The sequence below is a fragment of the Suttonella indologenes genome, from assembly GCF_900460215.1.
In the GTDB taxonomy this organism is placed as follows: Bacteria; Pseudomonadota; Gammaproteobacteria; order Cardiobacteriales; family Cardiobacteriaceae; genus Suttonella; species Suttonella indologenes.
In genome coordinates, this window is record NZ_UHIA01000004.1 from 1,621,435 (window position 1) to 1,647,442 (window position 26,008).

Annotated in this window: 21 protein-coding genes and 3 pseudogenes; 15 read left to right on the forward strand and 9 right to left on the reverse strand. The window is 45.6% G+C overall.

The window, feature by feature from the left end; all coding sequences use genetic code 11:
• Positions 1–43 precede the first annotated feature (43 nt).
• The gene (locus DYC63_RS11960; protein WP_115219404.1) at positions 44–502 is read right to left on the reverse strand and encodes a hypothetical protein; all 459 of its coding nucleotides are present in this window, start codon (positions 500–502) and stop codon (positions 44–46) included.
• Between the two features lie 258 nt (positions 503–760).
• Entirely contained in the window at positions 761–1,834 is a 1,074-nt protein-coding gene (locus DYC63_RS11965) for a hypothetical protein (protein WP_115219405.1), read from the reverse strand.
• Between the two features lie 145 nt (positions 1,835–1,979).
• Here DYC63_RS11965 and DYC63_RS13870 point away from each other — a divergent pair.
• Together DYC63_RS13870 and DYC63_RS13875 are read left to right on the forward strand one after the other, a co-directional pair.
• Positions 1,980–2,090 (forward strand): annotated as a pseudogene (locus DYC63_RS13870) (helix-turn-helix domain-containing protein); the annotation flags it as partial.
• A pseudogene (locus DYC63_RS13875) lies at positions 2,087–2,862 on the forward strand (IS30 family transposase). The pseudogenes DYC63_RS13870 and DYC63_RS13875, both read left to right, overlap by 4 nt.
• Before the next feature lie 85 nt (positions 2,863–2,947).
• Here DYC63_RS13875 and DYC63_RS11985 read toward each other — a convergent pair.
• The 3 genes from DYC63_RS11985 to DYC63_RS11995 form a co-directional block, all read right to left on the reverse strand.
• Positions 2,948–3,742: an enoyl-ACP reductase FabI gene (locus DYC63_RS11985; protein WP_115219409.1), complete on the reverse strand. Its 795-nt coding sequence runs from the start codon at positions 3,740–3,742 to the stop codon at positions 2,948–2,950.
• 193 nt (positions 3,743–3,935) lie between these two features.
• Entirely contained in the window at positions 3,936–4,706 is a 771-nt protein-coding gene (locus DYC63_RS11990) for a hypothetical protein (protein WP_115219410.1), read from the reverse strand.
• A gap of 136 nt (positions 4,707–4,842) precedes the next feature.
• The gene (locus DYC63_RS11995; RefSeq protein WP_115219411.1) at positions 4,843–5,316 is read right to left on the reverse strand and encodes an Lrp/AsnC family transcriptional regulator; all 474 of its coding nucleotides are present in this window, start codon (positions 5,314–5,316) and stop codon (positions 4,843–4,845) included.
• A gap of 116 nt (positions 5,317–5,432) precedes the next feature.
• Here DYC63_RS11995 and leuA point away from each other — a divergent pair, with 116 nt between their 5' ends.
• The gene (gene leuA / locus DYC63_RS12000; RefSeq protein WP_115219412.1) at positions 5,433–7,091 is read left to right on the forward strand and encodes a 2-isopropylmalate synthase; all 1,659 of its coding nucleotides are present in this window, start codon (positions 5,433–5,435) and stop codon (positions 7,089–7,091) included.
• A 342-nt stretch (positions 7,092–7,433) separates the two neighbouring features.
• On the opposite strand, the gene DYC63_RS12005 is transcribed toward leuA, so the two are convergent.
• Positions 7,434–8,561, reverse strand: a complete 1,128-nt coding sequence (locus DYC63_RS12005) for an RNA-guided endonuclease TnpB family protein (RefSeq protein ID WP_115219413.1) — start codon at positions 8,559–8,561, stop codon at positions 7,434–7,436.
• Positions 8,562–8,621: 60 nt separating this feature from the next.
• Between DYC63_RS12005 and tnpA the strand changes: the two genes are divergently transcribed.
• Positions 8,622–9,032 carry an IS200/IS605 family transposase gene (tnpA, locus tag DYC63_RS12010; RefSeq protein WP_115217511.1) on the forward strand — a complete coding sequence of 137 codons (411 nt, stop codon included), beginning with the start codon at positions 8,622–8,624 and terminating at the stop codon, positions 9,030–9,032.
• Positions 9,033–9,067: 35 nt separating this feature from the next.
• On the opposite strand, the gene DYC63_RS12015 is transcribed toward tnpA, so the two are convergent.
• A complete protein-coding gene (locus DYC63_RS12015; protein ID WP_218564630.1) occupies positions 9,068–9,742 on the reverse strand; it encodes a class I SAM-dependent methyltransferase in 675 nt (224 codons plus the stop codon).
• Between the two features lie 239 nt (positions 9,743–9,981).
• Here DYC63_RS12015 and DYC63_RS13880 point away from each other — a divergent pair.
• A pseudogene (locus DYC63_RS13880) lies at positions 9,982–10,095 on the forward strand (IS30 family transposase); the annotation flags it as partial.
• A gap of 3 nt (positions 10,096–10,098) precedes the next feature.
• On the opposite strand, the gene DYC63_RS12020 reads toward DYC63_RS13880, so the two are convergent.
• Both DYC63_RS12020 and mnmA read right to left on the reverse strand, forming a co-directional pair.
• On the reverse strand, positions 10,099–10,746 hold the full coding sequence (locus DYC63_RS12020; protein ID WP_115219415.1) for a lysogenization protein HflD: 648 nt from the start codon (positions 10,744–10,746) through the stop codon (positions 10,099–10,101).
• Complete coding sequence (gene mnmA / locus DYC63_RS12025; protein WP_115219416.1) at positions 10,743–11,855, reverse strand: tRNA 2-thiouridine(34) synthase MnmA; 1,113 nt, start codon at positions 11,853–11,855, stop codon at positions 10,743–10,745. The genes DYC63_RS12020 and mnmA overlap by 4 nt, the downstream gene beginning before the upstream one ends.
• 1,015 nt (positions 11,856–12,870) lie before the next feature.
• Between mnmA and DYC63_RS12035 the strand changes: the two genes are divergently transcribed.
• The 10 genes from DYC63_RS12035 (at position 12,871) to lptB (ending at position 26,008) form a co-directional block, all read left to right on the forward strand.
• The gene (locus DYC63_RS12035; RefSeq protein WP_115219417.1) at positions 12,871–18,738 is read left to right on the forward strand and encodes a two-partner secretion domain-containing protein; all 5,868 of its coding nucleotides are present in this window, start codon (positions 12,871–12,873) and stop codon (positions 18,736–18,738) included.
• A gap of 91 nt (positions 18,739–18,829) precedes the next feature.
• Complete coding sequence (locus DYC63_RS12040; protein ID WP_115219418.1) at positions 18,830–20,458, forward strand: ShlB/FhaC/HecB family hemolysin secretion/activation protein; 1,629 nt, start codon at positions 18,830–18,832, stop codon at positions 20,456–20,458.
• Between the two features lie 329 nt (positions 20,459–20,787).
• A complete protein-coding gene (locus DYC63_RS12045; RefSeq protein ID WP_115219419.1) occupies positions 20,788–21,240 on the forward strand; it encodes a CopD family protein in 453 nt (150 codons plus the stop codon).
• A gap of 12 nt (positions 21,241–21,252) precedes the next feature.
• Positions 21,253–21,930: a bifunctional 2-polyprenyl-6-hydroxyphenol methylase/3-demethylubiquinol 3-O-methyltransferase UbiG gene (ubiG, locus tag DYC63_RS12050; RefSeq protein WP_115219420.1), complete on the forward strand. Its 678-nt coding sequence runs from the start codon at positions 21,253–21,255 to the stop codon at positions 21,928–21,930.
• Positions 21,927–22,589 carry an HAD-IA family hydrolase gene (locus tag DYC63_RS12055; RefSeq protein WP_115219421.1) on the forward strand — a complete coding sequence of 221 codons (663 nt, stop codon included), beginning with the start codon at positions 21,927–21,929 and terminating at the stop codon, positions 22,587–22,589. The genes ubiG and DYC63_RS12055 overlap by 4 nt, the downstream gene beginning before the upstream one ends.
• Before the next feature lie 4 nt (positions 22,590–22,593).
• On the forward strand, positions 22,594–23,283 hold the full coding sequence (locus tag DYC63_RS12060) for an SDR family oxidoreductase (RefSeq protein WP_115219422.1): 690 nt from the start codon (positions 22,594–22,596) through the stop codon (positions 23,281–23,283).
• The gene (locus tag DYC63_RS12065; RefSeq protein ID WP_115219423.1) at positions 23,270–24,250 is read left to right on the forward strand and encodes a KpsF/GutQ family sugar-phosphate isomerase; all 981 of its coding nucleotides are present in this window, start codon (positions 23,270–23,272) and stop codon (positions 24,248–24,250) included. Before DYC63_RS12060 ends, DYC63_RS12065 begins: the two co-directional genes overlap by 14 nt.
• Positions 24,250–24,825, forward strand: a complete 576-nt coding sequence (gene lptC, locus DYC63_RS12070) for an LPS export ABC transporter periplasmic protein LptC (protein WP_115219424.1) — start codon at positions 24,250–24,252, stop codon at positions 24,823–24,825. Before DYC63_RS12065 ends, lptC begins: the two co-directional genes overlap by 1 nt.
• Positions 24,803–25,279, forward strand: coding sequence for a lipopolysaccharide transport periplasmic protein LptA (gene lptA, locus DYC63_RS12075; RefSeq protein WP_172459508.1), 477 nt, complete (start codon positions 24,803–24,805; stop codon positions 25,277–25,279). The genes lptC and lptA overlap by 23 nt, the downstream gene beginning before the upstream one ends.
• Positions 25,280–26,008, forward strand: a complete 729-nt coding sequence (lptB, locus tag DYC63_RS12080) for an LPS export ABC transporter ATP-binding protein (RefSeq protein ID WP_115219426.1) — start codon at positions 25,280–25,282, stop codon at positions 26,006–26,008. It abuts the gene before it with no gap.

Sequence of the window (26,008 nt, forward strand, 5' to 3'; positions counted from 1 at the left end):
TCCTAATTAGTTTAAAATAAAAAAAGTCTGTTGTAGAAAAAAATTAAAATTCAGGTGGATATAGATTTCCACAATTTGTCATAATGAAGGAGCTTCTTTTCGTTTGTACTCTTGCATATCGCCAACCAAGTATTTTTTCTAAAAAAGTTCCCCAATCTTCATACAAATGTCCCCCTTCTAAATCTGTTTCAAAATTTCCGTACATTTTTTCTCTTGTAAAAATATATGCTCCATAATAATCATTAGACTGTTCTTTATATTTACTATTATCTAATATTGTGTATATATCTTGTTCATTCAAAAAACGCATTTTCTTAAAACAAAAACCGTAATAATTAAGCATGCCAATTAACAATGGAAATAGCAAAAATAATGCAAAATATAATAATTGTCTTCTTTTATTTTCAGTCAATCCTTTGGATATAAAAAAGGAAAATAATAAATAAATAAATGCACCTATGATTAACATAAAAAGAACTATCATCATACCAACACCAGCCATATTTTCCAACTCCTTATTAACTATGTTTTTCTTTCTACTTAATGCAGTTGTCTGCACAATCTTACTAAGCTACTACGATCGGCTTTCTCAGATTAGCTCCCCCTCGCGGGTTGGCAACCGTCTGTACCGATAATTCAAGACCTGTTTTGGGCGTGTCTTTATTGAACAAATACAAAGACCACATTTGTGTAGCTGTAATTGATTCATAGTAACTCATAAAAATAACTCCATAAAAAAGTTAGACAAATATGAAGAAAATTATTCTTCACAGTACCTTTGTATGTAAGGCAATCCATTGCTATACTCAGAAAACACTCTTACATACATATTTTCATCAATATTATAAATATCAATGAAAGTTTTTTGCCAAGTGGTGAAAACTTTTCCATACTGTTTGTAGTTTATATATCTAGCATGATCCCTTGCTTTTAAGTCAGTTTCTAAATCAGGTTTAGGTTTATCTTTCCAATATGTATCACTATATTGATTATCAAGAGAGCCCAGTGGATCATATTGAAAACTACAATTTATACTATCATCCATACGAATAAACGATTTATCAGAGAAAATAGTTCTCATAAGTCCAGCCTTAAACTCAGCTTGGTTATCTTTTGGGTGAAATTGTTCCACAACTGCATAGCGTCGGGATGGACTGATACTATTCCAATATTCTGGTGGATTAACGAATTCTCTACCATTTTTCCTTTCTACATCCTTTAGGCATATCTCCAACTGCTTCCATTGTCTAGGCACTGAAGCGGTGGTTCTGTCAATAATAATGCCGTCGCTATCTATTTTTGCAAAAACATTCTCCGCATTGATAGCGAATACGAGATTTGCAGGCAACCATTTGCTATGAATGTGCGTTTCTTTAACAGTTTCTTTATAGAAATCATCATTTTTTAGGATTTTTTCTTTCACATAAAAGTCAATTTGCGGATTTTGCTTGATGGCGTTTTCCATATCATCAGATAAAGCATATTGATTTAGCTCAGATAATTTTTTAGGTTTAGATAAGGAATAGACATCTACACTACACAACAAAATAGGTTGCTCTCTAGAAGGCTCAAGCCCTTCTTCAAATAGATTTTCTTTAATCTCATAATGATAAACCAGCCCCTTCAATCCTAATTTAGCGTATTCTTCCTTGAGCCTATAAACTTCTTTATGTTTAATTCCATTTTTTGTATCCGTCTTATAGATTTTTTCCATTGGACTTTCCAAGCTATATTTCTTCCATTCTGGTTCAAATACCCCCAAAAACCAAGCCGTTAATACTCCAGTAAGACAAATCACAAAACTAAACAATAATATTCCCTTAGATTTTTTCATATTTTCCTCCTTATTAAAAACAATCACAGCTTAGATTCAAGCTTGAAGTGCAACGTTTAATAGACAAGAGAGAAGATGTAAGATGTGCGGTGTTGCACTTGCTCATCAACTCTTACCTATCAGAACGCTATGAAACACTATACACATCTTACACAAGAACAATCTTACACAAGAACAAAGGTATCAAATATCCGTGCTTAAGAAAAGCGCTTATTCATATAGCGAAATAGCCGATATCGTGGGCTGCCATAAATCTATAGTCGGAGAAGTGAAAAAGTAGTACAAGGCGGCGAGCCGCAGACAGTACAAGAGCGTACGGCAAGGCGAGCCAACGCCGTAATACTTTTTCACTTCTTTGACTATACCATCAGCCGAGAGATCAAACGCAATACAGGTAAAAGAGCTTATCGACCGCTACAAGCTCAAGAAATGGCAGAAGATCGTAAAAAGCAAAACGCTTATCAACTCAGTGATTTTGCCAAAGCCTACATCAATCATCTGATTGAGAGAAAATATTCTCCCGAACAGATGACAGGGCATCTTAAACGACTGGATTGGCAACATGTTCCCAGTCATGAAAGCATTTATCGCTATATTTATGCAGACAAGAAATCAGGCGCAGACTTATATCGTCATCTGCAACGAGAGAAGTCAAACTCAAAGCATTGAAGCATCGTAAAGCCGAACAAGTGGCACAAGCTTGTATAGAGATACTTAATGCTGAAAAGGTTTGCACGATTACTTTTGATAATGGCAAAGAATTTTCTCGGCATGAACAAATAGCTGAAGCACTCAATGCCGAGATATTTTTTGCCAGACCTTATCACTCTTGGGAGAGAGGGAGTAATGAGAACCTCAACGGATTGATTCGGCAATTTTTGCCGAAGTCTGTGAGACTTGATAATCTCTGCGCTGAATACATTAAAGAGATAGAGGACAATTTGAATAATCGTCCTCGTAAGGTGCTAGGCTTTATGACGCCATTGGAGGTTAAAGTTAGCTTTGGGTGCGTTGCACTTCATATTTGAATCTGCCATCAAATAAATCTTAACAATTATAAAAAACGCGAGCTGTTGCCCGCGTTTTTTTCATCACTATTGCAAAAGCACGGCTTTATTCATCATCGCTCATTTGTACGGACGAGAAAATGTTATAGCCGCCGTCCACATAGGTAATTTCCCCTGTAATGCCCGAAGCCAAATCCGAGCAGAGGAATGCGGCGGTGTTGCCCACTTCTTCGATGGTAACGCAGCGTTTCAGCGGCGCGGTTTTCTCAAAGCCTTTAAGCATTTTGCGGAAGTCTTTGATGCCCGAGGCGGCAAGGGTACGGATCGGGCCGGCGGAGATGCCGTTGACGCGAATGCCGTCTTGTCCCAAATCCGCCGCCAAATAGCGGATACTGGCTTCCAATGAGGCTTTGGCAAGTCCCATGGTGTTGTAATTCGGCACGGCTTGCACAGCGCCGAGATAGGTTAGCGCCAATGCCGCCGCTTGGCGGTCTTTCATCAAAAGATAGGCATGGCGCATCAAGAGCGGGAAGGAATAGGCGCTGATTTCATGTGCCAGAGTGAAATTCTCGCGTGTGCAACCGTCTAAAAAGCGTCCTTCGATGGCTTCGCGCGGCGCAAAGGCAATGGCATGTACCAAGCCGTCCAGCACGCCCCATTCCTGTTTGAGAACGGCGAATGCGTTTTCTACCTGTCCTTCATCGGCAACATCTAAGGGCAGATAGACTTTCACGCCGAATTCTTCGCCCATTTTTTCCACGCGCGATTTGAGTTTTTCGTTTTGATAAGAGAGGGCGATTTCCGCGCCTTCGCGGTGCATTGCCTGCGCAATGCCGTAGGCAATAGATAAATTGCTTGCCAAACCTGTGACTAAAATTTTCTTACCTTGTAAAAATCCCATGATTGTTCCTTATGTTGTATATGCAAAATTTGCAGCGGCACTATTGTAACCGCGCCGCTGCTGTTATCAAAAATTCCTTGCCGCTTAACTCTCTCCTGTAGGGAGGATAGAGGGGTAAACTCTTCTTATTCAGGGCAAGAGCTAGAGTCATGCTTTATCTGTTGCCCTGTATATTGACACATGCCGCCAAAGATTAGCGCGGTGCTTTGGCATAGCCATTATCCGCAGGGAAAGGATTGGCTTGTCCGGCATTCGGGTCGTGCAGCTCGAAAATCGCCGTACCGATAAGACCGATATGCCGTGCATCGCCTTGTTCGTTGTTGGCGGCATAAGCGGATTTGGCTGCGCTGAAAATAAACGAGGCGACGACGCTGTCGCTTTTTCTAAAGCCTTCGATCACTAAGCGGGATTGCGGCTTTAAGACGTATCCGGAATGCGCACGGCTTGCCGGCACGCCGCGAATCACGTCCAATCCGTCCACGCTGGCAACAATTTCAAAGGTTTGGTCGGAATGGTTTTGATAGCTGAGTTGGTAAGCCTGTCCTTCTTTGCCGCTCAGATAATAAGCGCCTTTATCGCGGAATAAGGGCAAGCCGCGTCCCTGATCATCTTGCACGGAAAAGGAAATTTTCCCTGCCACCAATGAGATGGCGTTCAGCTTGCGTCCCGAAAAATCTTTCGCGGCATAGCGCAGAACATTTTCATCAAGGCTTTGCTGGCTGATGCGGCGCAAATTCACCGTTTTCACTACCGATTGGACTTCGTCGCCCCATTGCGTGCCTAATTTTTCATCTTGGCTGATGCTTTGTTCCGCCGTCATTTTTCTCTGCATATTCAGCATCTCGGACGATGTTTCTGCGCTGTTTTCCGCGCTGTTGTGCTCAATCGGTGCATAGGCAGTGCAGGCGGATAAGCATGCCGCAATCAGCAAGGCATACCATGATTTTTGTTTGACAGATAACATAAAAACTCCTTTGCTTATGTGAAAATCGCCCTATTCTATAGTCTCTGTAACGTCAAAGTGAGATTATTTCAGGCGCTCCTCCTGATGAAATGCGCATCTCTAAATCTCATTTTGACCTTAAGGTACTATACTGGATTTAGGGCTGTGCTTCACGGTCGATTACCGCGCGCATTTCAAAGCTGGAATGCACATTCGCCACCCCTGCCAAGCGGTTTAATTTGCCGAGCAAAAATGCCTCGAAAGCCCGCATATCTTTCACGACTACTTGCAATAAATAGTCTTCCGCCCGCCCTGTAACGATGCTCATGCGGATAACTTCGGGAAATTTCGCCACCGCCGCCTCAAATTCGGCAAAGCGTTCCGGCGTGTGTCTGTCCATCGTTACGGCAATAAAGACGCTTAAATCATAGCCGAGTTTTTCGCGATTCAGCCTTGCACCGTAGCCGTCGATATAGCCCTCGTCTTCCAATCTTTTCACGCGTCTGGCACAAGGCGTGGGCGAGAGATGCACGGCTTCCGCCAATGCCAGATTATTGATGCGTCCGTTTTCGCTGAGAATATGCAGAATTCTTTTGTCGATAGCATCCAAGCCGGTTTCTTTTTCACTCATTTTTCCCTCTTTTGTAGAGAATAAGATTAAACAGAGGCGCATTATACGACAAATTTAGCGTTTTTATACCCCGAAACACCGCTATAATGCGCTGTTTTCAGAATTAGGATTCCAGCATGAGCAGCCCCTTTGACCACCGCAAATACCGCCCTTTTGCCTTTGCCCCCCATCTGCCCGACCGCACTTGGCCGAATAAACAGATTACACAAGCGCCGCGCTGGGTCAGCGTGGATTTGCGCGACGGCAATCAGGCATTGATCGACCCGATGACGATTGAGCAAAAATTGCGCTTTTTCAAATTATTAGTGGATTGCGGCTTCAAAGAAATCGAAATCGGCTTTCCTGCCGCCTCGCAAATCGAATTTGATTTTACCCGCCGCCTGATTGAAGAACAGCTGATTCCCGACGATGTTACGGTGCAAGTCTTGGTGCAGGCGCGCGAGCATTTGATTCATCGCACCTTTGAGGCTTTGCAGGGTGTCAAACGCGCGATTGTGCATGTGTATAACTCCACCTCCCGCGTGCAGCGCGACAAAGTCTATGCCAAATCGCGCGAAGAAATCACCGCAATCGCCGTCTTCGGCGCAAACATGCTCAAAGACTTGGCGGCACAATATCCGCAAAGCGAATGGATTTTCCAATACTCGCCCGAAAGTTTTTCCCAAACAGAACCGGATTTTGCAGTAGAAATCTGCGAAGCGGTCTGCCAAGTCTGGCAACCTTGGCAGGGGCAGCAAGTCATTTTGAACCTGCCCTCGACCGTGGAAGCCTCGACGCCCAATCTCTATGCCGACCAAATCGAATACTTCTGCCGCCACCTCTCCTGCCGCAAACACGTCAGCATTTCCGTGCATACCCATAATGATCGCGGCTGCGCGATTGCCGCTTCCGAATTGGCGGTCATGGCGGGCGCGGATCGCGTGGAAGGCACTTTGCTCGGCAACGGCGAGCGCACCGGCAATATGGACATCATGGTCATGGCGATGAACCTTTACTCACAAGGCATCGATCCGAAACTCGATTTCGGCAAAATGAATGAAATGGTGCATATTGTCAGCGAATGCAACAATCTGCCCGTACATCCGCGCCACCCCTACATCGGCGAACTCGTATTCACCGCCTTTTCAGGCTCGCACCAAGACGCAATTAAAAAATCTTTGGAAAAACCGAGCACCGACGGCGTTTGGGACATCGCCTATCTGCCTATTGATCCGCAAGATATCGGGCGCAGCTATCAAGACGTAGTGCGCATCAACAGTCAATCCGGCAAAGGCGGCATCGCCTACATCCTCTCGCGCGATTACGGCTTAGACCTGCCGCGATGGCTGCAAGTGGATTTTGCCCAAAAAGTACAGCTGGAAAGCGAAAAAACGCAAAAAGAACTCAGCAGCCAAGAAATCATGCAGATTTTTGAAGAACACTATCTGCAAAGCGGCGACTACCAACTCTTGGACTACCATATCAGCCGCCACGACCGCGCGGACAAACTCGAAGCCCAACTCAGCCATAGCAGCGGCGAAACCGCCATTCAAGGCGAAGGCAACGGCGCTATCAGCGCCTTTGTGCAAGCGCTGGAAAAAACCTTTGCCATGCCGATCAGCGTCGTCAACTACGCCCAGCATGCCCTTTCGCAATCCACCGATGCACAAGCAGTCGCCTATGTGGAATTGCTGATTCGGCAAGAACGCTACATCGGCATTGCCTACAGCCACGACACGGTAACCGCGATGCTGCGCGCCACCTTAGCGGGATTGAATCAGGCACTTGGCAAATGATGATTTAACAAGCACATAGCTAAAAACGAGTCGGATACTGGTATCCGACCTAAGATATTGAAAAACAATTAATTTTAATTAGGAATTAACTATAAACAGCTTCTAAAAACGTGCATGGATAATCTGCATATCTAAATGACGTTTTGCCCAGTTGCTGAGATACATCAGGCGTAAATGCCAAGGATAGCGTTTGCGACAGTAAGTGCTTGACACACTCCCACCACCAAACCTAGCGGTTATGGTAGGGGGAATCCTTGCGACCCATAACAACCTCAACCTAGATTGAGTTGTTACCTTTCGCCAGTACACTTACGCTGATAAGTATTATACTGGGGGAACTCTTTATACAGCACTAAGTCCTAGTGCATCAGCTAACGCTTGATGGCGTATATTGCTTGCTGCATTGATATCACGGTCATGGTGTGTTTGACAGCTAGGACATGCCCAATTTCTGACTGACAACGGCAGACTGTCTAATTTGTGATGGCAATGCGAACAAATTTTACTACTGGCAAAGAATCGATTCACTTTTAGAATGTTTTTACCATACCAATTCGCCTTGTAGGTAAGCAGGGTAACAAACTGCCCCCAACCGACATCATTAATGGCTTTGGCAAGTTTTCGGTTCTTTACCATGTTTTTCACCGCTAAATCTTCAAGTGCATAACTGGTAGCTTGGTTTTCGCAAATCAGTTTATGCGTGATTTTGTGGTGTAAGTCTAAACGCTGGTTGCGTACTTTTTCATAAATACGAGCAACGGCTAATTTTTGCTTTTGATGGTTTTTGCTGGTCTTTTGTTTGCGAGCAAAAATTTTTTGCTGTATTGCAAGGCGTTTGCTTGCTTTAGATAAATGTTTTGGGTTATCAAACTTGCTACCGTCTGATAAGTTAAGTAAGTGGCTGATGCCTAAGTCAATACCTACAGTTAGACTAGGCTCTATTGTGGTTGGTGTTGGTACAATTTCATTGTTTTCTACTAAAATACTTGCATGGTATTTGCCTGTTGCTGTCTTAGTGATGGTAACCGTTTTGATATTGCCAATAAATTCACGGCTAAATACGGTTTTGATGCCTTTGATTTTGGGTAGGTTGATGATGCCTTGTTCAAAGTTTATGGTGCAATGTTGTGGGCATTGATAACTTCGCTGTGGAATTTTTTTAGATTTGAAGCGTGGAAACTTGGCACGACCTTTGAAGAAATTGCTAAAGGCGGTATGCACATTTAGCAAGGCATTAAGTAACGATTGGCTATTGACTTCATTTAGCCATGCAAATTTGCCTGTTTTCTTTTTCTTGACTAATTGGTTTTGTATTTGAGTACGGGATAATGATTTGTCAAAGATTTTGTAATATCTATTTTGTAATGCCAATGCCCAATTATAAACAAAACGAACACAACCAAAGTGTTGTTCAAACGCTATGGCTTGTTGTTGGTTTGGGTAAATTCTGTATTTGTAGGCTTTGAGCATGGGTTGTTAGTCAACTTGAATGTAGGTATAATTTAGCGTAAATCCTACTTAGTGTCAATCATGAATAACAAACTAAAATCCCATTATCATTGCGTTTATAAACTTACTTACCATTTAGTGCTAGTCACAAAATACCGCAGAAAATGCTTTACTGGAGCTATGCTCGATAGGCTAAAAGAAATCGTAACCGATCTTTGCCAAAAATGGGAAGTTGAGCTGTTAGAATTCAATGGGGAAGCCGACCATGTGCATTTACTGCTTGATATGCATCCTAATATCATGCTAAGTAAGTTTATCAATAATCTAAAAACGGTAACGAGCCGATTGATGCGAAAGGAATTTGCAAAGCACTTGGCAGAGTTTTACTACAAGCCTGTACTTTGGACTAGAGCGTATTGTTTGCTGACGACTGGCGGTGCTACGATTGATACCATTAGACAGTACATCGAAAAACAAGAACGCCCTGCTTAGGTTGCCTGTGCTTACATCTCCATCTAAATCGAAGATTATAGGTGGAGAATTACGCACGATGAGTTAAAAGCCGGCGGTTTTTCGCCTATTCGGCGCAAAGCGGCATGCCGTTTTTCTCGTCCGACAAATGCATTTGGTATTACATCAAAAATCATTTCCGCTTGCGGCAAAGCCTTGGCAATCTCTGCAAACCAATTACGCAATTCTTCGCTTGTGAAATACATCAACACGCCTTCTGCAATCAGCAACACAGGCTTCGCTTCGTTTTGTATTTTAATGATCCAATCCCGATCAAATAATGACATCGCTAAATAATGATTATTGGATTCAGGCAGTAATTGACGCCTTAAAGCCATCACATCCGGCAAATCCACATCATACCATGCGCTCACATCCGGCTGTCCCAAACGCTCATAGCGAGCATCTAATCCGGCCCCTAAATGCACCACAATCGCATCAGGATGCTTTGCAATAAAGTCTTGCGCCATCTCATCCAAGACCAAGGCACGAGCGCAACAGCCAATCTGCGAAGACTTTGCTTGTTTTAATTTGGCAAAATCATAATCAATCGATTGAAACATACTTAATGCTTGCGCATCATAAAGCAAAGGATTTTCTTTTCTTGATTCCACTGCCTTCGCCCATAAGGGAATGAGCATCGTGCTAGATAAAGCATCTATCGTTTGTAGAGAAACAGCGTTGTCCGACATCATAGGCTTCCAAAATAAGAAGCATTCTATTTTAGAACTTATTTCGGCATTCGATGCAAGAAATTTCAAGAAAATGCAGGAAAAGCATTAGAAAAATCTGTCATTCGCATAAAAAACATATTTATCAAAAAGTTAAGCAGTAGTCGAACACTATAGTACCTTAACTTCAAAATGAGACTTAGAGATACACATTTTGTCAGGAGAAGCGCTTAGAATAATCTCATTTTGAAGTTAAGAGACTATATAGTCGGAGAAGTGAAAAAGTAGTACAAGGCGGCGAGCCGCAGACAGTACAAGAGCGTACGGCAAGGCGAGCCAACGCCGTAATACTTTTTCAATTCTTTGACTATACTTGCTTAATATTCTTCTTTTTCCTGATAAGGCGCGCCCATATCCAACTCCTTCGCCAGCGCAATAATCCCGCCGCGTCCAAACATCAGCTGCCAACGACTGCCGCCGTTTGCCTGCCACAATGCCGCCGTACGCACGCCGCACAGCAGCAAAGTACGCACACGGTTAACCACCTCCGTCTGGCGCAAATAATTCGCCTGCCCAAAGACTTGAATACGCTTTGCCGCCTTACTGGCGCTGTCCTGATAAATCGCAGAATAACGCGCAAAAATATTCTCATGCAGCATGCCGAAATGCGGAATATGCTCACGCGTTTCCTGCAAGCCCTTGAGCAAGACATTCAACAATTCCGCATTGCCCTGCAAACGCCGCGCCACGCGCATCATCTGCAAGACATAAGCCAAACGTCTGTCCGGCTGCGTATGGCTGAAATAATGCAGCAAATCGTCGCGCCCCTTGGCTAAGCGTTCGGGGCAATCATAATAATCGCGCACCGTCTCGCAATTCATGCGCGCCAAACTCGGCAGCAGCACGGCAAAATTCTCCTCCGCCCATTGTCCTTTCTCCGCCAAAGCCGTCACGCCCTCCGCCGCAAAAAACATAGCGGATAATGCCCAAATCTGATCGGCTTGTTCCTGTCGTATCCGACTCATTTGCCTGCCTCCATTCTCTCCTCAATCACGCCGCCGCCCAAACAATGCGCGCCGTCATAAAGCACCAAATACTGCCCCGGCGTCACCGCTCTTTGCGGCTCGACAAAATCCGCAATCAATTGATCGCCCTCAAAAATAATCCGACACGCTTGATCCGGCTGGCGATAGCGCGTTTTCGCCGCATAGACTTTGCCTTCTTCAGGCGGCGCATTGAGCCAAGACAATTGACCGGCGCGCAAACGGCGATGATATAAACCCTCATGCTCACCCTGCCCCACAATCAATTCATTATTCTTCAAATCCTTATCCAAAACATACCAAGGTTCTTCGCTCGCCCCTGCCACACCGCCGATGCCCAAGCCCTGCCGCTGCCCCATGGTGTAATACATCAGCCCGATATGCTCGCCAATCACCTTACCGCTGCTGTCTCTCATCTTGCCGGGCTGGGCAGGCAAATACTGGCGCAGAAATTCACGGAAAGGACGCTCGCCGATAAAGCAAATCCCTGTGGAATCCTTCTTATCGAAAGTAATCAAATCATTAGCTTGAGCAATCGCCCGCACCGCGCTTTTTTCCATGCCGCCTAAAGGAAAAATCGCCCGCGCCAATTGCTGCGGCGTGATTTGATGCAGAAAATACGACTGGTCTTTATTGCCGTCGATACCCTTAAACAAAGCCGCCTCTCCGCCATCTTGAAAACGCTGCGCATAATGTCCCGTAGCAAGATAATCCGCGCCGAACTGCGCCGCATAATCCGCCAATTCCGCAAATTTAATCTCGCGATTGCAAAGCACGTCCGGATTCGGCGTGCGTCCGGCGCGATATTCCGCCAAAAACAATTCAAAGACCCGCTCATGATATTGCTGCACGAAATTTACCGTATGCAATTCAATCCCCAAAGTCTCGCAGACATCGCGGGCATCTTCTAAATCCTCCGCCGCCGTGCAATAGCCGGTGGAAAAAGACTCCTCCCAATTCTTCATAAAAATCCCAAACACTTCATAGCCTTGGGATTTCAACAAATAAGCCGCCACCGAAGAATCCACACCGCCGGAAATCCCGACGGCAATTCTTGCACCCTTAGGCGGCAAAAACGCAGCAAATGCCATGTACTCGTCCTTAATCGATAAAACGCGCCTATTGTATAGTACCTTAACTTCAAAATGAGACTTAGAGATACACATTTTGTCAGGAGAAGCGCTTAGAATAATCTCATTTTGAAGTTAAGAGACTATAACGCAGCATTAGCGCGATTCAGCCTATATAGTCGAAGAATTGAAAAAGTATAGCCGTTAAACTTTAAAACAAGACGGAATTTCCTACGAAGAGCAAAGAAAGCAAAGTTTTGAGCAAAACTCGCTACGCAGAGTTGGCGAAACTGCAAATTCCCACAAAACCAGTTACGGAGCACTCAAAATCCCCTTTTGCCTTGCCGCAGACAGCGCAGGATTTTTCGGGAACAAGCGCGTCACTGTTTGAGCGATTAACGAAGTCCGAAGCGTTTTGACGCGCGCCGAAAAATTCAAGCTGGCAAGGGAACTCCGCGTAGCGGAGCAAGGCAAGGGGCTGCCTTTCTTTGCGTACTTTCTTTGGCAGCGCAAAGAAAGTACGGCACAGCGCAGCGTTAAAAATAAATCATAAGAATTAAGTAATGCCAGAAATCTGGACGTTTTCAGCATAAATAGATTTTTGGGTTGAATGGCTATATTACGGCGTTGGCTCGCCTCGCCGTACTATCTGTACTGTCTGCGGCTCGCCGCCTTGTACTAATTTTCACTTCTCCGACTATAGACAAAAAATATAGTACCTTAACTTCAGAGACTTAGAGATACGCATTTTGTCAGGAGAAGCGCTTAAAATAATCTCATTTTGAAGTTAAGAGACTATAGCTCTGAAAAATGCAAGACAGCGCAAAAAAAATCCGTTTTTTATCGAACGCAAAAATGTCGACTTTTCAGACAAAATGCTCTGTACTTTTGGTCTAAAATAAGAGGACGAGATCGCCATGCTATTTATCCGAACAGAAACAGCACCTAAATAAATTCGGAAATCTTGCAAAGCTCTCAGGCTAACTTAATCTTTTCAATAGACATATTTTTTGCATCTACTCACAGGAAATACCGTATGAATCACATCTACCGCGTTGTTTATAATACTGCCAGCCAAACCTATCAAGCCGTGCCGGAAATCAGCAAAGGCAAACACAAAAGCTGCGCCGAAAAAACAAGCGCCGCAGCAAGCAAAACCCCAACTTTTGCCGGCAAACTCCGCGCGCTCTGCGCCGCCCTTCTTGCGCTCACCTGCCCATTCGCCCTTGCTGCGCCCACAGGCGGCGCAGTATCGGCAGGACAAGCCGCTATTCATCAAGCAGGCAATATTACCGATATCCGGCAAAGCTCCCAAAACGCCGCCATTAACTGGCAAAACTTCAGCATCGGCGCTCATGAAACCGTCAATTTCCATCAGCCTAATGCCCAATCTCTGACCCTAAACCGCGTGATTGGCAACGAACGCTCCATTATCGACGGCGCGATGAATGCCAACGGCAAAGTCTTCATTTCCAACCCTAACGGCATGCTCATCGGCAGAGATGCCCAAATCAACGTAGGAAGCCTTGTCGCCACCACCGCACAGATTAGCAATGACGACTTTATGAACGGTCGCTATCAGTTCACCAATGCCAAAGGCGAAATAGAAAATCTCGGTAACATCACCGTACCGCAAGGCGGCGTGGTTGCCCTAGTCGCCCCGATCGTCAAACACAGTGGCACAATCACCGCTCCCAAAGCCCATACCCTGCTGGCAAGTGCTGATAGCTTTTCTATCACATTGCCCGACAACGCCAATTTTGCCTACACCCTAGACAAAGGCACGCTACAAGGACTCGTTGATAATGGCGGCGCAATCTTGGCAGACGGCGGGCGAGTGGTACTGACCGCCAAAGGCGTGGACAGCGTTAAAAAATCGCTGATTAAACACACAGGCGTGATAGAAGCCAATACCGTACAAAATAAAAATGGCGTGATTGAGTTGTTGGGCGATTTGGATAATTCGGCTTTGAATGTGAGTGGTTCGTTAAAGGCGGAAGGCAAAGCAAGTGGTGATGGTGGGTTTATTGAAACCAGCGCCGCATCACTCTTTTTTGCCGATAGCGCCCATATTTCCACCCAAGCCCAAAACGGACAAACAGGCACATGGCTGATTGACCCCAAAGACTTTACCGTAGCCAAAAGCGGCGGCGATATGACAGGCGCTCAAGTCACTACAGGATTGAAAAGCAATAACATAACCCTAAAAAGCCGTGATGGGGCAAAAGAGGGCAAAGGCGATGTGATTATCAACGATGAAATCAACTGGGATAAAAACACGCTCACGTTCAATGCGAATAATGACATTCATATCAATAAGACGATGAATGGTAGTGGGACGGCTAAATTGGCGTTGGAGTATGGGCAGAGTACGGATAATGGTGGGAGTAGTGATTATTATCTTGATAAAAACACCCCACTAAAAGACCGCACTGTCAAGGTCAATCTACCAGAGGGAAAGAATTTTTCCGTCAAAAAAGGCAGTAATGGCGAAACGGTGGTGTTTGATGTCATTCATCAAATGCCTGAAATTACAAACGGTGGCACAGAAGCCAATGCACAAGCTTTTTCAAATCAAAACATTGCTTTTGGTAAAAACATTGATTTATCTCATACAGAAAACCATAATGGTTTTGCAGGTTGGACATTAAAACAAAAATATAAAACGGGCGATAATTTATTGGGTGGTGAGCGTTTTCACGGTTTAGGGCATATTATTGAAAATCTCACTCTTGACGCTCCCAATCAAAATGATGTTGGTTTAATTAGAAAAGCACAAACGACCGAAATTCGTGATTTAAGTTTGCATAATAGTCAAATTAAAGGCGGAAGAAATGTTGGTGGTTTAATTGGTGTTGCTACAAATAGCCAAATTAATAATGTTATTGTTAATAATGGTGGCATCTCAGGTGAAGAAAATGTCGGTGGCATGATTGGTTATGCTGGTGTGAATCTAGGTGTTACCAGTGAATTATCGTATTTACACAGCGATATTAGAGTTAAAGCTTCTACTGATCACAATATTGGTGGTTTGATTGGTATGATTGATGTTGGTAGTTATGATGCACCGAATATGAATATTCATCATGCCACTTCATTTGGCAATGTTAATGTTGCAGGTAGTAGTAACTTGAACGGTGGTACAGGAGGATTGGTTGGAAGAATTCATTTAACTACTGGTAGTGGAAGTCATTTTTTGTCTGACAGTTCTGCAAAAGGCAATGTGATTGCACCAAACGCTTATAGCGGCGTAGGTGGCTTAGTTGGCTATATTGAGCAAAATGGTAAGCAGAGCATTATTCAAAATAGTCATGCCACAGGCAAAGTAGAAGGTGCATATTTGGCTGGCGGTTTAGTTGGACGCTTGCAAAAAACAAATATATCAAATAGTTTTGCAACTGGTGACGTGTCTGGTGGTAGCTATGGTGGTGGTCTTGTAGGGGATGCATATGATAAATCAGTCATTGAGAACAGTTATGCAACAGGTAATGTAACGGCTAATAAACCCAATAATAGCATTGGTGGGTTGGTTGGTTCATTATCAGGATCCCAAATTAAACGTAGCTATGCAGAAGGTAATTTAAGTGTTGATGTCGCAAAAATCACCAGTGCAAATAGCGTAATAGCAGGTGGTTTAGTGGGATATGCTCGGGCTGCTGATATTAAAGAAAGTTATGCTACTGGAAATATTGAAACCAAAAATATAGATGTAACTGCTGGCGGATTGATTGGTACATTAAATCAAAAGACCAATGTTGAAAACAGTTATGCTACAGGTTCGTTGTCGTCTAGCGGGACAACGAGGGCAAAATTTGGTGGATTGGTTGGAGAAGTGAGCGACCTTGAATCAACCATTAGTAATACCTATGCGACTGGTTCTATTCATATTCAAGATCTTGTGGGTTATAAAAACTTTTATAAACCAGGAGGTTTAATATCTTACAACTCTTATTCATTAAATGGCAAGAAATTGGCAGGTGTAGAAAATAGCTATTTTGACAAAGATACTGTTGGCGTATTAGAAAGTCCGTTAGGTGGGGAGGCTTTATCTACCAGCGATATGAAAAAGCAAGCTAATTTTCAAGATTGGGATTTTAATAAAATTTGGCGGATTGATGAAAATAATGATTACCCACGTTTGAAAATGCTTACAAAGGGTACCATTGTGATTGCACCAACGCCTAATTTGCCAGGTAATCCAACACCACCAAGTCAAACTACAGATTTGGCAATAAAAGCAAATGATCTAAGTAAAGTTTATGACGGCAGACCTTTAACAATTACTGATGCTAATGACCCAAATGCTCCATTGCGCAATTTAAAAGGGTGGAATGGTAATGGCGTAAGTGTAACAGGTCTATTAGATGGCGATACATTGGATAATAAAAATGTATTTTCGGGTAGTTTGCGTTTTGACGGTAAGGGTAGTAATTGGGTTAATGCAGTAAATGCAGGAACGTATACCCTTGTACCCACAGGTCTGACTGGTGGTCAAAAATACGAAATTAAATATGGGGAAGGGAAATTAACAATTGACAAACGCCCTGTTAAGTTCACACTCTCGGGTGAAAAGATTTATGATGGCAAAGATAGTGTTGAAATTTCCCTTACCACCAACAAAACCAATCAAGAAGGTATTTTGGATAAAGATTTGGATAAGGTTACCATTCAAGGCACTGGTACACTCACCAGCAAAAATGCTGGCGTTCAACAGATAAAATCTGTCAGTAATACGCTCATTGGAGGTGAGTTGGGGGGTAACTATAAATTGAGCGATGAAATCGTTGGGCGATGGGTTATTCATAAACGCCCAGTAACACTCAATCTATCAGGTGAAAAAGTCTACGATGGCACAAACACCATCTCAGTTTTGGAAAAAGCCAACACCACCAATCAACAGGGTATTTTGGATAGTGAGTTGGATAAAATCACCTTTAATGGTTCTGGCTCATTAACTGGTACAAATGTTGGTACACATCAATTACAGAGTATTTCTGAAACTGTAATTGCTGGCGAATTGGGCAAAAACTATGAAATTAGTAAAGTTGGTGGACAATGGCAAATCAATAAAAAGCCAATTGCTATTACCGCTACTCGTATTTATGATGGCACAAATAATGCTATTTCGGAAGAGGCAGACAATAACACCATCATTACAAACCTGCAAAATAAATTGGTAACTGCCGATAGAGGTAAATTATCCAATGGCAATCCTGTTACAATTGTCGGGCAAGGCACTTTATCAACAAAAAATGCTGGGGATAAGATTAAAGTTTCTGATACTGGTACTTTAAAATTATTTGCCTTAACGCCAGCAGATAAAGCAATAATGGATAACTATGAGCTAGATTTGGTGAATAGTCATTGGACAATTAAGCCTGCTGATTTAGTGGTAACTGCAGTTAGCGATAAAAAAGTTTATGATGGTACTCAAAATTCTAATAAAAAACCAACTATTGTGGGATTGAAGGATGGTGATACAGCAGAGTTTGGGCAACGCTTTACTAATAAAAATGTTCAGGGAGAAAACAATACTCAGTTATTTATCGTTGATGGTAAAATTGTTGATGGCAATAATGGTAAAAACTATACCATTATTGACAAAAATGCAAAGGGTACAATTACGCCTGCTGAATTGACCATAACCGCTGTTAGTGATAAAAAGACTTATGATGGCACACATAACTCTAATAAAAAACCAGTCATTACAGGGCTAAAAGGTAATGATACGGCAGAGTTCGGGCAACGCTTTGATGATAGAAATGTTCGAGGTGAAAACCAATCTGAAATATCTGTTGCCAATGGCAATGTTGTAGATGGAAATAATGGCAATAACTATTCCATTTACACCAAAAAAACAAAGGGAACGATTGAGCCAAGAGAGTTAAAATTGATTGGCAAGGCAAAAGATATTGAATCACCATCTGATATTGATTCTTTAAAGGGTTGTATGTTTAATTGTTACAATGCTGAGATTGATATGGATAGCTTGAAGTTAATTGGATTACAAGGTAATGATACAATTGATGTAACAATTCATTCTGCTACATATGTTGAGAAACCATACGCTGGTGATGATAAACCAGTTTCAGTTGATTGGTCCATTAGCGGACAGTATGCTAAAAATTACACTGAAGCTGGTAGTAATGTAACAGGAAGAATAACTCCACGAACCTTTGGTGGCAAAGCTCTATGTTTTATTGCTAGTGCTTGTGGTATGAAAACGGATACAATGACAGCAGTAAATGAACATATGGAAAATTATATGTATATAATGTATTTCTCTACTAGAAAATTAGACCTTTCCACACAATTAAAAGGATTTTTGTCTAGTGATTATTCGGAAAAGGCAATAGATGATGCTGACTTTAAAAACCATCCTTTCATGTCAACTGCTTTATGGGGTGTTGCCTTGTTAGGCGATGGTGCATCAACTGTGGGCAACGTAGTCTCTTATCCTTTTACTTTTGTTAAAGGACAAATTTCCACTGGGATCAATGAGACTAAAAAAGTAAAAGGACTTTCAGAACAACAAGCTGAATCGTATGAAAAAATTGCCCATTTAACGGTTGATTTGATTAATATTTATTATTCTGTTGCCAGTTCAAAGCATGTTGATTTAATAGGCACACATGAACAAGCAAATGAAAGATTTACTACACATTTGGCAGAACAGACCTATCAACAGTTGGAGGAGTTTGGTAAAGCTATATCAAGCTTTCCACCAGAACAGCAAAAGATACTATTATCAAACCCACTCATGCAAAAAGTTCTATCTGGAAGTTTTAAAGCGAATAAGGCAGCTGCAACCAAGGAGATACTTGCAGATAGCTTGGGGTTAATCAATGATTTAATTCAAGCAGGTTTAAGTATTGATGAGGTATTGAGCCAAAATGAGCAGTAGAAAGAATTGCACCACCTTATACTTAAAGTGGTGCATATAGTACGAATCTACACCCATCAACTAGTTTTACTAAAATTTTAGGAAATTTTAAATGAAATCCCAAACACTCACATTATTAACATTTGGTATATTATCCGCCAACCTCGCCCACGCCACAGACGCAGGCACTACCTTACGCCACGCTACCCAAACCACCACCCCACCGCCTGCCACCATCACCCCTTTGACGCTGGCAGAGCAGGGCGACATCAGCACCGACACCACGCCCATTAGCGTGCGTGATGTGGTTCTGGTGGGCAACACGCTATTATCCACCGCCCAGCTTGAACCCGAGTTGGCGAGCGTGCGTGGCACAACCACCACCTTTGGCGGATTGCAGACATTGGCTGGTAAAATTACCGACACTTATCACAAGGCAGGTTATCCCCTAGCCACCGTCATCATTCCGCCCCAAAAGATAGACGGCGGTGTGGTACAGCTTCAAGTGCTAGAAGGGCAGATTGCAGGCGTAAGCGTAGAGAACCGTTCGCGACTCTCTGATGAAGTAGTACAAAGCTATTTGTCAGGCATGCAGAGCGGTCAGCCTTTACGCCAAGCCGACAGCGAACGAGCATTGCTCTTAATCAAAGATTTGGCAGGGACGGACAGCGTCAATTACCGTTTGCAAGGCGGTAATAACGGTACGGATTTGGCGGTGGATTTAGGCGAAGCGCCGCTTGTTACCGGTTTTGTGCAAGCGGATAATTATGGTTCCAAATCCACCGGCGAAATACGCACGCGTGCAGGCGTCAATCTCAACAGTCCCTTTGGGCGTGGCGAGAAATTATCCGTGCAGGCGATGAGCAGCTTTAAAGGTGTAGATTATGTAAATTTGTCAGCCGATATGCCTGTCGGCGCTGATGGATTGATGTTTTCCGGCAGTTTAGGGCATACGCGCTATGATTTAGGCGGCGCGTTTAAAGATTTGAATGCCACAGGCACGGCAAATACGGTTGATATCGGCGCACGCTATCCTTTAATCCGCAGCAATCGGAATAATTTATGGCTTTCGGCAAGCGGCGAATATCGGGATTTACAGGACAAAATCGGCAGTACCAATACCGTTACCGATAAATCGATTAAAACCCTTCATTTGGGAGCGAACGGCTACCATCAAGATGATTGGCTAATGGGCGGATATACGCAATGGCGCGTAGATAATACTTTCGGCAGATTAACTATCGATAGCGCCGACGCACGCGCCATCGACAGCCTTTCCGCCAAAACAGAGGGTGCTTATTATAAAATTGCCGCCAATATTTCGCGCACGCAATATTTTTCTCCGCAATTCTCCGCGATCTTATCCTTAAACGGGCAATGGGCAAATAAAAATTTAGATCCTGCCGAGCAAATGAGCTTAGGCGGCAATGATGCCGTTGCGGCTTATCATAGCAATGACGTGTCTGCAGATATCGCTTTGCAAGGCGGTTTGGAACTGCGTTATGCACTGACGCCTTATGTGTCCTTAAGCGGTTTTTATGATGCGGGACGCGCAAAATTACGCGCCAAACCTTTTGTAAGCGGCGATAATACGGTTAATTTACACGGCGGCGGCATCGGGCTTTATAGCCAATATAAGGATTTTTATTTGCAAGGAAAAATTGCATGGCGCGCAAGCAATCGGCAATTTAGCAATGATAGGAATCCGCGGGCTTGGCTGAAAGTGGGTTATAATTTTTAATCTTAAAGCAATCCGACAAATTCTGAAGGGTGAATGTGATTTGCCCTTCAGCCATGAAATTTACTCTATAGTCGAAGAATTGAAAAAGTATTACGGCGTTGGCTCGCCTTGCCGTACTATCTGTACTGTCTGCGGCTCGCCGCCTTGTACTACTTTTTCACTTCTCCGACTATAGTTATAAACTATTAATCGAAGATAATAAAAGCCCGTTTTTCTAATCCTTGAATGATAAAACCCCTGCTAAAATTTTATAAACCTTCGAGCGCAAAGGCTGAAACTTATCGCGCTTAGCGGTATGATGTGCAGCTGCATTACAATAGGACATCATCATGAGCTTCATCGCTTCGCATTATCTTCTTTGGAAATCCCTGCATTTGATTTTTATGGTTGCTTGGTTCGCCGCGCTTTTTTATCTGCCGCGCTTTTTTGTTTACCACACGCAGGCTTTGCAAAGAAATGATGCGCAAGCGATGGCGTATTTCCGCGTTATGGAGAAAAAACTCTATATTATCGGACACATCGGCATGGGCTTGATGCTGATATTCGCCCTGTTCTTAATCGCCGCCAATCAATTTGCTTGGTTTAAGGGGCAAGGCTGGTTACATGCCAAGGCGCTGCTTGTTGCGCTGCTCATCGCTTATTACATTTTCTGCGGTCGCATCATGAAAGCCTTTGCGCGCGGCGAAAACCGCTACAGCGAAACTTTTTACCGCTTTTTCAATGAGTTTCCTGCGGTTCTTCTTATCATCATCGCCCTTCTCGCCAGTCTCAAACCTTTTTAATCAGGAGCAGTTATGAGCGCCACTTCATTCGATTTACACGGCGAAGACTTTTGGAATCCTCAAGGTCCTTACCGCAGTTTGCACCACATCAATCCCGCGCGTTTGCAGTTTATCGAGCGCTTTATCGATTTGCGCGGACAGAAAATACTGGATATCGGCTGCGGCGGCGGCATTTTAAGCGAAGCGATGGCGCATAAAGGCGCGATTGTCAGCGGCATCGATTTAAGCGAGGCGGTATTAAATGCCGCCAATCAGCACGCCGACGGCAGCAATCTGCACATGGATTACCGCCGCATCAGCAGCCAAGAATGCGTGGCGCAAGGCGAGCAATACGACCACATCACCTGCATGGAAATGCTGGAACACGTGCCCTCGCCCGCCGCCATTTTGCGCGACATTCACGCCCTGCTCAAACCCAATGGCTATGCCTTTATTTCCACGCTTAACCGCAACCTGACTTCCTTTTTCGGCGCAATTGTGGCGGCGGAATATTTGTGCAAACTCGTGCCTAAAGGCACGCACCGCCACAGCGACTTCATTCGTCCGCAAGAATTGGTCGCAATGGCGGAACAAGCGGGATTAACGCCTATTGCGCTCTCGGGCATGGATTATCATCCCTTTGCCAAAACGGCATTTTTAAGCCGCAATCTGCGCATCAATTACCTTCTCGCCCTGCAAAAACAATCATGAGCAATCCCCGCTTTGCCGCCGTGTGGTTTGATTTAGACGGCACTTTATTCGACAGCGCGCACGACCTCATTCCGGCGATTATCGCCACCGTGCAAGCCGCCGGATTGCCCTGCGCCGATTTTGCCGACATTCGCGGCAGCATTTCGCAAGGCAGCCGCGCCATGATTGCCTACGCCGCCAACCTTGCCGCCGATGACGCGCGCCTTGACGGACTGGTAACAAGTTTTCATCAGCACTATCTGCAACGCCGCCTGCTTAACCGCTATTTTGACGGCATGGAAACGCTGCTCGCCAAAATAGAAGCGGCGCAAATCCCTTGGGGCATCATTACCAATAAAAACACCGCCTTTGCCCAAGCCGTCGTCAGCCAAGCGCAATTGGACAGACGCATTGCCGCCCTCGTCTGCGGCGACACCCTGCCGCAGAACAAACCCCATCCGGCGCCGCTGCGCTTTGCCTGCGCCCATATCAATGCCAATCCTGCGGACTGTCTTTATGTAGGCGACAACGAAAGCGACATACAGGCGGCGCGCGCGGCGGGTATGCCCGGCGTTGCCTGTCGCTACGGCTATTTGCCGCCCAACAGCCGCATCGAGACATGGCAGGCGGATTACATCATTGAGCAAGCAAGCGAATTAGCTGACATTATCGGAGTATGAAACTATGCAAGACATTCGTTTAATCACAGGCGCCTGCGGCAGAATCGGCAGCACCCTCGCCCGCCATTGGGATACAAAAGCCCATCTGCTGCTGCTAGACGCCGACCCTCTTGCCTTGCAACGCTTAGACGAAGAACTGGGCGGCGACCACACGCTGATTCCCTTCGATTTATGGCTGTCGCCGCCGCAACACTATCAACGCCTTGCCGATATGATTCGCGAAGACTACGGCCGTCTTGACAGCCTCATCCATCTTGCCGCCTACTGCGGCAATCTGCGCCCCCTCTTCAATACCGAAGCCGAAGACTGGCTGAAAGCCCTGCAAGTCAATCTCACCGCGCCGCTCTGGCTCAGCCAATATCTGCTGCCGCTCTTGCAGCAATCCGCCGCGCCCAAGCTCGCTTTCAGCGTCTTCAACACCCTTGAAGAACAAGCCCATTACTGGCACGGCTTCGGCATCGCCCAAGCCGCCCTAAATCGCATGATCCGCGACATCAGCGAAGAAAACGGCAGCTATCCGAATCTCGCAGTCTGCCGCATCGACACCGGCTGGATCGAAAGCAGCCTAAGCCGCAACATTTTTCCCGACGGGCGCCCGCATTGGCGGCAAGCCGAAGACATCATGCCGCTGTTTGACCGCATACTCGACGCCCCCGCAGGACAACTCACGGAGATCAGCCATGAGCAATGCTAATCCCGAGCAAATGCAGGCCCATGCCCGACAAGTCTTAAGCATCGAAGCCGAAGCCGTGCTTGCCCAGCAAGCCCTGATTGTCGAGCCTGCTTTTGTGCAAGCCTGCGAAGCCATCTTAAACACCCGCGGACACGTCATCGTCAGCGGACTGGGCAAATCAGGACATATCGGCGCGAAAATCGCCGCCACCCTCGCCAGTACCGGCACACCCGCCTTTTTCGTCCACCCCACCGAAGCCGGACACGGCGACATGGGCATGCTGACCGCCGCCGACACCCTCATCGCCATCTCTTTTTCGGGCGAAAGCGGCGAACTCATGACCATGATACCGCTGGCACAAGCCATGGGACTAAGCGTCATTGCCATCACGGGACGGACGCAATCGGCAATGGCGCAAGCCGCCGATATTCATCTGCATCTGCGCGTGGAAAAAGAAGCCTGCCCGCTGGGATTGGCGCCTACCTCCAGTTCCACCGCCACATTGGCGCTCTGCGACGCCCTAGCCGTCGCCATTATGCAGGCGCGCGATTTCTCCAGTGCCGATTTCGCCCGCTCCCACCCCTTCGGACGCTTGGGCAGACGCCTAATTACCAAAATCGGCGATGTGATGCGCAAAGGCGCGGAACTGCCGCTTAATCGCGCCGAGGACAGCGTGCAAACCGCCCTCTTTCAAATTACCGACAAACGCTTGGGGCTTACGCTTATCTGCGACGAAGCGCAGCAACTGCTCGGCATCTACACCGACGGCGATCTGCGCCGCAGTCTGGGCAAATATCCCGACGCCCTCTCCCTGCCGCTGTCTGAAGTCATGACCCATGCGCCGTTAACCACCCATAGCGCGGCATTAGCCGCACAAGCCCTGATGCTGATGCAAAACCGCCACATCACCGCCCTGCCCGTGGTAGAAAATGGCAAACTCTGCGGCGTCGTGCATATTCACGACCTCCTGCAAGCGGGAGTCGCCTAATGCAAGCATGGTTTCAAAAACGCCATATCGTATGGATAGCCCTCAGCGCCGTCATTGTCGGCATTTGGCTGCGCCATCAGACAATCGAGCATGCGGAAAAAGACGAATCGCCGCAGGCGCCGCCGCTCTTAGTCGTGCATGAAGGCATCAGCTATCGCTATGACGAACAGGGCAATAGCCATATGAAACTCAGCGCGCCGCTTACCCATTATTATCAAGACGCACGCGGCACGGAATTTACCCAACCGCGCCTACATCATCAGCAAGGCGAGATGCATACCCATATCCGCGCCGATTACGCACAGCAAAACGAAGCCGGCACGGAATTGCATTTGGAAAACAATGTCTTTGCCGAGCGGCAAAACGGAGAAGACAGCGCCACGCGCTTTGAATTTTCAACAGATAAGATGTTGTATCGCATCGATAAAAACCAAGCGGAAAGCGATGCACCCGTTTTGATTCGCAGCGCCGACAGCACAACTCATGCCATCGGCACAATATGGCATTTAAATCAGAATTTATTTATACTAAAACAAAATGTACGGAGTTATTATGCGCCTCATCACAATTTTTAGCCTTAGCGCTGCCCTATTCATGCACAGCGCCATCGCACAAAACAGCGACAACTACAAAGAAATCCCCATCAATCTGAGCGCCGACCAAGGCGAATACGATGCTATTGCAGGACGCGCCACCTATACCGGCAATGTGGACATCACCCAAGGCGAGATGAACCTCAAAGGCGATAAAGTCGTCATTCACATCAGCGAAGGCGAAGTTACCCTAATCGAAGCATGGGGCAAACTCGCCACCTTCCACTATGTGGCTAAAAACGAACCGCCGATTGACGGACGCGGACAATACATGAAATATACCATCGCCAGCTCGACCGTGGAAATCAATGGACAAGCCTATGTCAAACAAGAAAAAAACGAAACGCACGGCGAAACCCTCACCTATAACCTCGCCAAAGAGCAAGTCAGCGGCAAACGCGTCAAGATGACCCTAACTCCGAAATCAGGCGGCTAAATGAGCGGATTGCAAGCGGTCAGTCTGCAAAAACGCTATAAAGCGCGCACCGTCTTAAGCGACTTCTCCCTGCACATTCGGCAAGGCGAAGTCGTCGGCTTATTAGGACCCAACGGCGCCGGCAAAACCACCAGCTTTTATATGATTGTCGGACTCATCAAACCCGACGGCGGAAAAATTCTCCTTGACGAACAGGAAATTACCCGCCTACCCATTCATGAACGCGCCAAACGCGGCATTTCTTACCTGCCGCAGGAAGCCAGTGTCTTTCGCAAACTCAGCGTGCGCGACAATATCTTGGCGATATTAGAACTCAGCAGCCCGCTCAAACGTGCCGCCCGCCAAGCGCGTGCAGAAGAACTGATGCAAGACTTAGGCATCGCCCATCTCGCCAATACTTTGGGCATCTCCCTTTCGGGCGGCGAACGCCGCCGCTGCGAAATCGCCCGCGCCCTAGCCAGTAACCCGCGCTATATTTTATTGGACGAACCCTTTGCCGGCGTCGACCCGATAGCCGTCGGCGACATCCGCAACATCATCACCCATCTGACCGAACGTAATATCGGCGTGCTGATTACTGACCATAACGTGCGCGAAACGCTGAAAAGCTGCGACCGCGCTTATATTTTAGGCGGCGGCGAAGTCATCGCCGAAGGCGATGCACAGGCGATTGTCAATAATGAACGCGCGCGGCAAATCTATCTTGGTGATGATTTTAGTTTGAACTGA

Excerpts from the sequence above, each read along its gene's own strand:
- DYC63_RS12065 (WP_115219423.1), top strand. The coding sequence starts at position 23,270 with ATGAGCAATGCTAATCCCGAGCAAATGCAGGCCCATGCCCGACAAGTC.
- DYC63_RS12055 (WP_115219421.1), top strand. The coding sequence starts at position 21,927 with ATGAGCAATCCCCGCTTTGCCGCCGTGTGGTTTGATTTAGACGGCACT.
- DYC63_RS12060 (WP_115219422.1), top strand. The coding sequence starts at position 22,594 with ATGCAAGACATTCGTTTAATCACAGGCGCCTGCGGCAGAATCGGCAGC.
- DYC63_RS12020 (WP_115219415.1), bottom strand. The coding sequence starts at position 10,746 with ATGAGTCGGATACGACAGGAACAAGCCGATCAGATTTGGGCATTATCC.
- lptB (WP_115219426.1), top strand. The coding sequence starts at position 25,280 with ATGAGCGGATTGCAAGCGGTCAGTCTGCAAAAACGCTATAAAGCGCGC.
- lptC (WP_115219424.1), top strand. The coding sequence starts at position 24,250 with ATGCAAGCATGGTTTCAAAAACGCCATATCGTATGGATAGCCCTCAGC.
- DYC63_RS12040 (WP_115219418.1), top strand. The coding sequence starts at position 18,830 with ATGAAATCCCAAACACTCACATTATTAACATTTGGTATATTATCCGCC.
- DYC63_RS11960 (WP_115219404.1), bottom strand. The coding sequence starts at position 502 with ATGGCTGGTGTTGGTATGATGATAGTTCTTTTTATGTTAATCATAGGT.
- DYC63_RS11995 (WP_115219411.1), bottom strand. The coding sequence starts at position 5,316 with ATGAGTGAAAAAGAAACCGGCTTGGATGCTATCGACAAAAGAATTCTG.
- lptA (WP_172459508.1), top strand. The coding sequence starts at position 24,803 with ATGCGCCTCATCACAATTTTTAGCCTTAGCGCTGCCCTATTCATGCAC.
- tnpA (WP_115217511.1), top strand. The coding sequence starts at position 8,622 with ATGAATAACAAACTAAAATCCCATTATCATTGCGTTTATAAACTTACT.
- leuA (WP_115219412.1), top strand. The coding sequence starts at position 5,433 with ATGAGCAGCCCCTTTGACCACCGCAAATACCGCCCTTTTGCCTTTGCC.
- DYC63_RS12015 (WP_218564630.1), bottom strand. The coding sequence starts at position 9,742 with ATGTCGGACAACGCTGTTTCTCTACAAACGATAGATGCTTTATCTAGC.
- DYC63_RS11990 (WP_115219410.1), bottom strand. The coding sequence starts at position 4,706 with ATGTTATCTGTCAAACAAAAATCATGGTATGCCTTGCTGATTGCGGCA.
- ubiG (WP_115219420.1), top strand. The coding sequence starts at position 21,253 with ATGAGCGCCACTTCATTCGATTTACACGGCGAAGACTTTTGGAATCCT.
- DYC63_RS12035 (WP_115219417.1), top strand. The coding sequence starts at position 12,871 with ATGAATCACATCTACCGCGTTGTTTATAATACTGCCAGCCAAACCTAT.
- DYC63_RS11985 (WP_115219409.1), bottom strand. The coding sequence starts at position 3,742 with ATGGGATTTTTACAAGGTAAGAAAATTTTAGTCACAGGTTTGGCAAGC.
- DYC63_RS12045 (WP_115219419.1), top strand. The coding sequence starts at position 20,788 with ATGAGCTTCATCGCTTCGCATTATCTTCTTTGGAAATCCCTGCATTTG.
- mnmA (WP_115219416.1), bottom strand. The coding sequence starts at position 11,855 with ATGGCATTTGCTGCGTTTTTGCCGCCTAAGGGTGCAAGAATTGCCGTC.
- DYC63_RS11965 (WP_115219405.1), bottom strand. The coding sequence starts at position 1,834 with ATGAAAAAATCTAAGGGAATATTATTGTTTAGTTTTGTGATTTGTCTT.
- DYC63_RS12005 (WP_115219413.1), bottom strand. The coding sequence starts at position 8,561 with ATGCTCAAAGCCTACAAATACAGAATTTACCCAAACCAACAACAAGCC.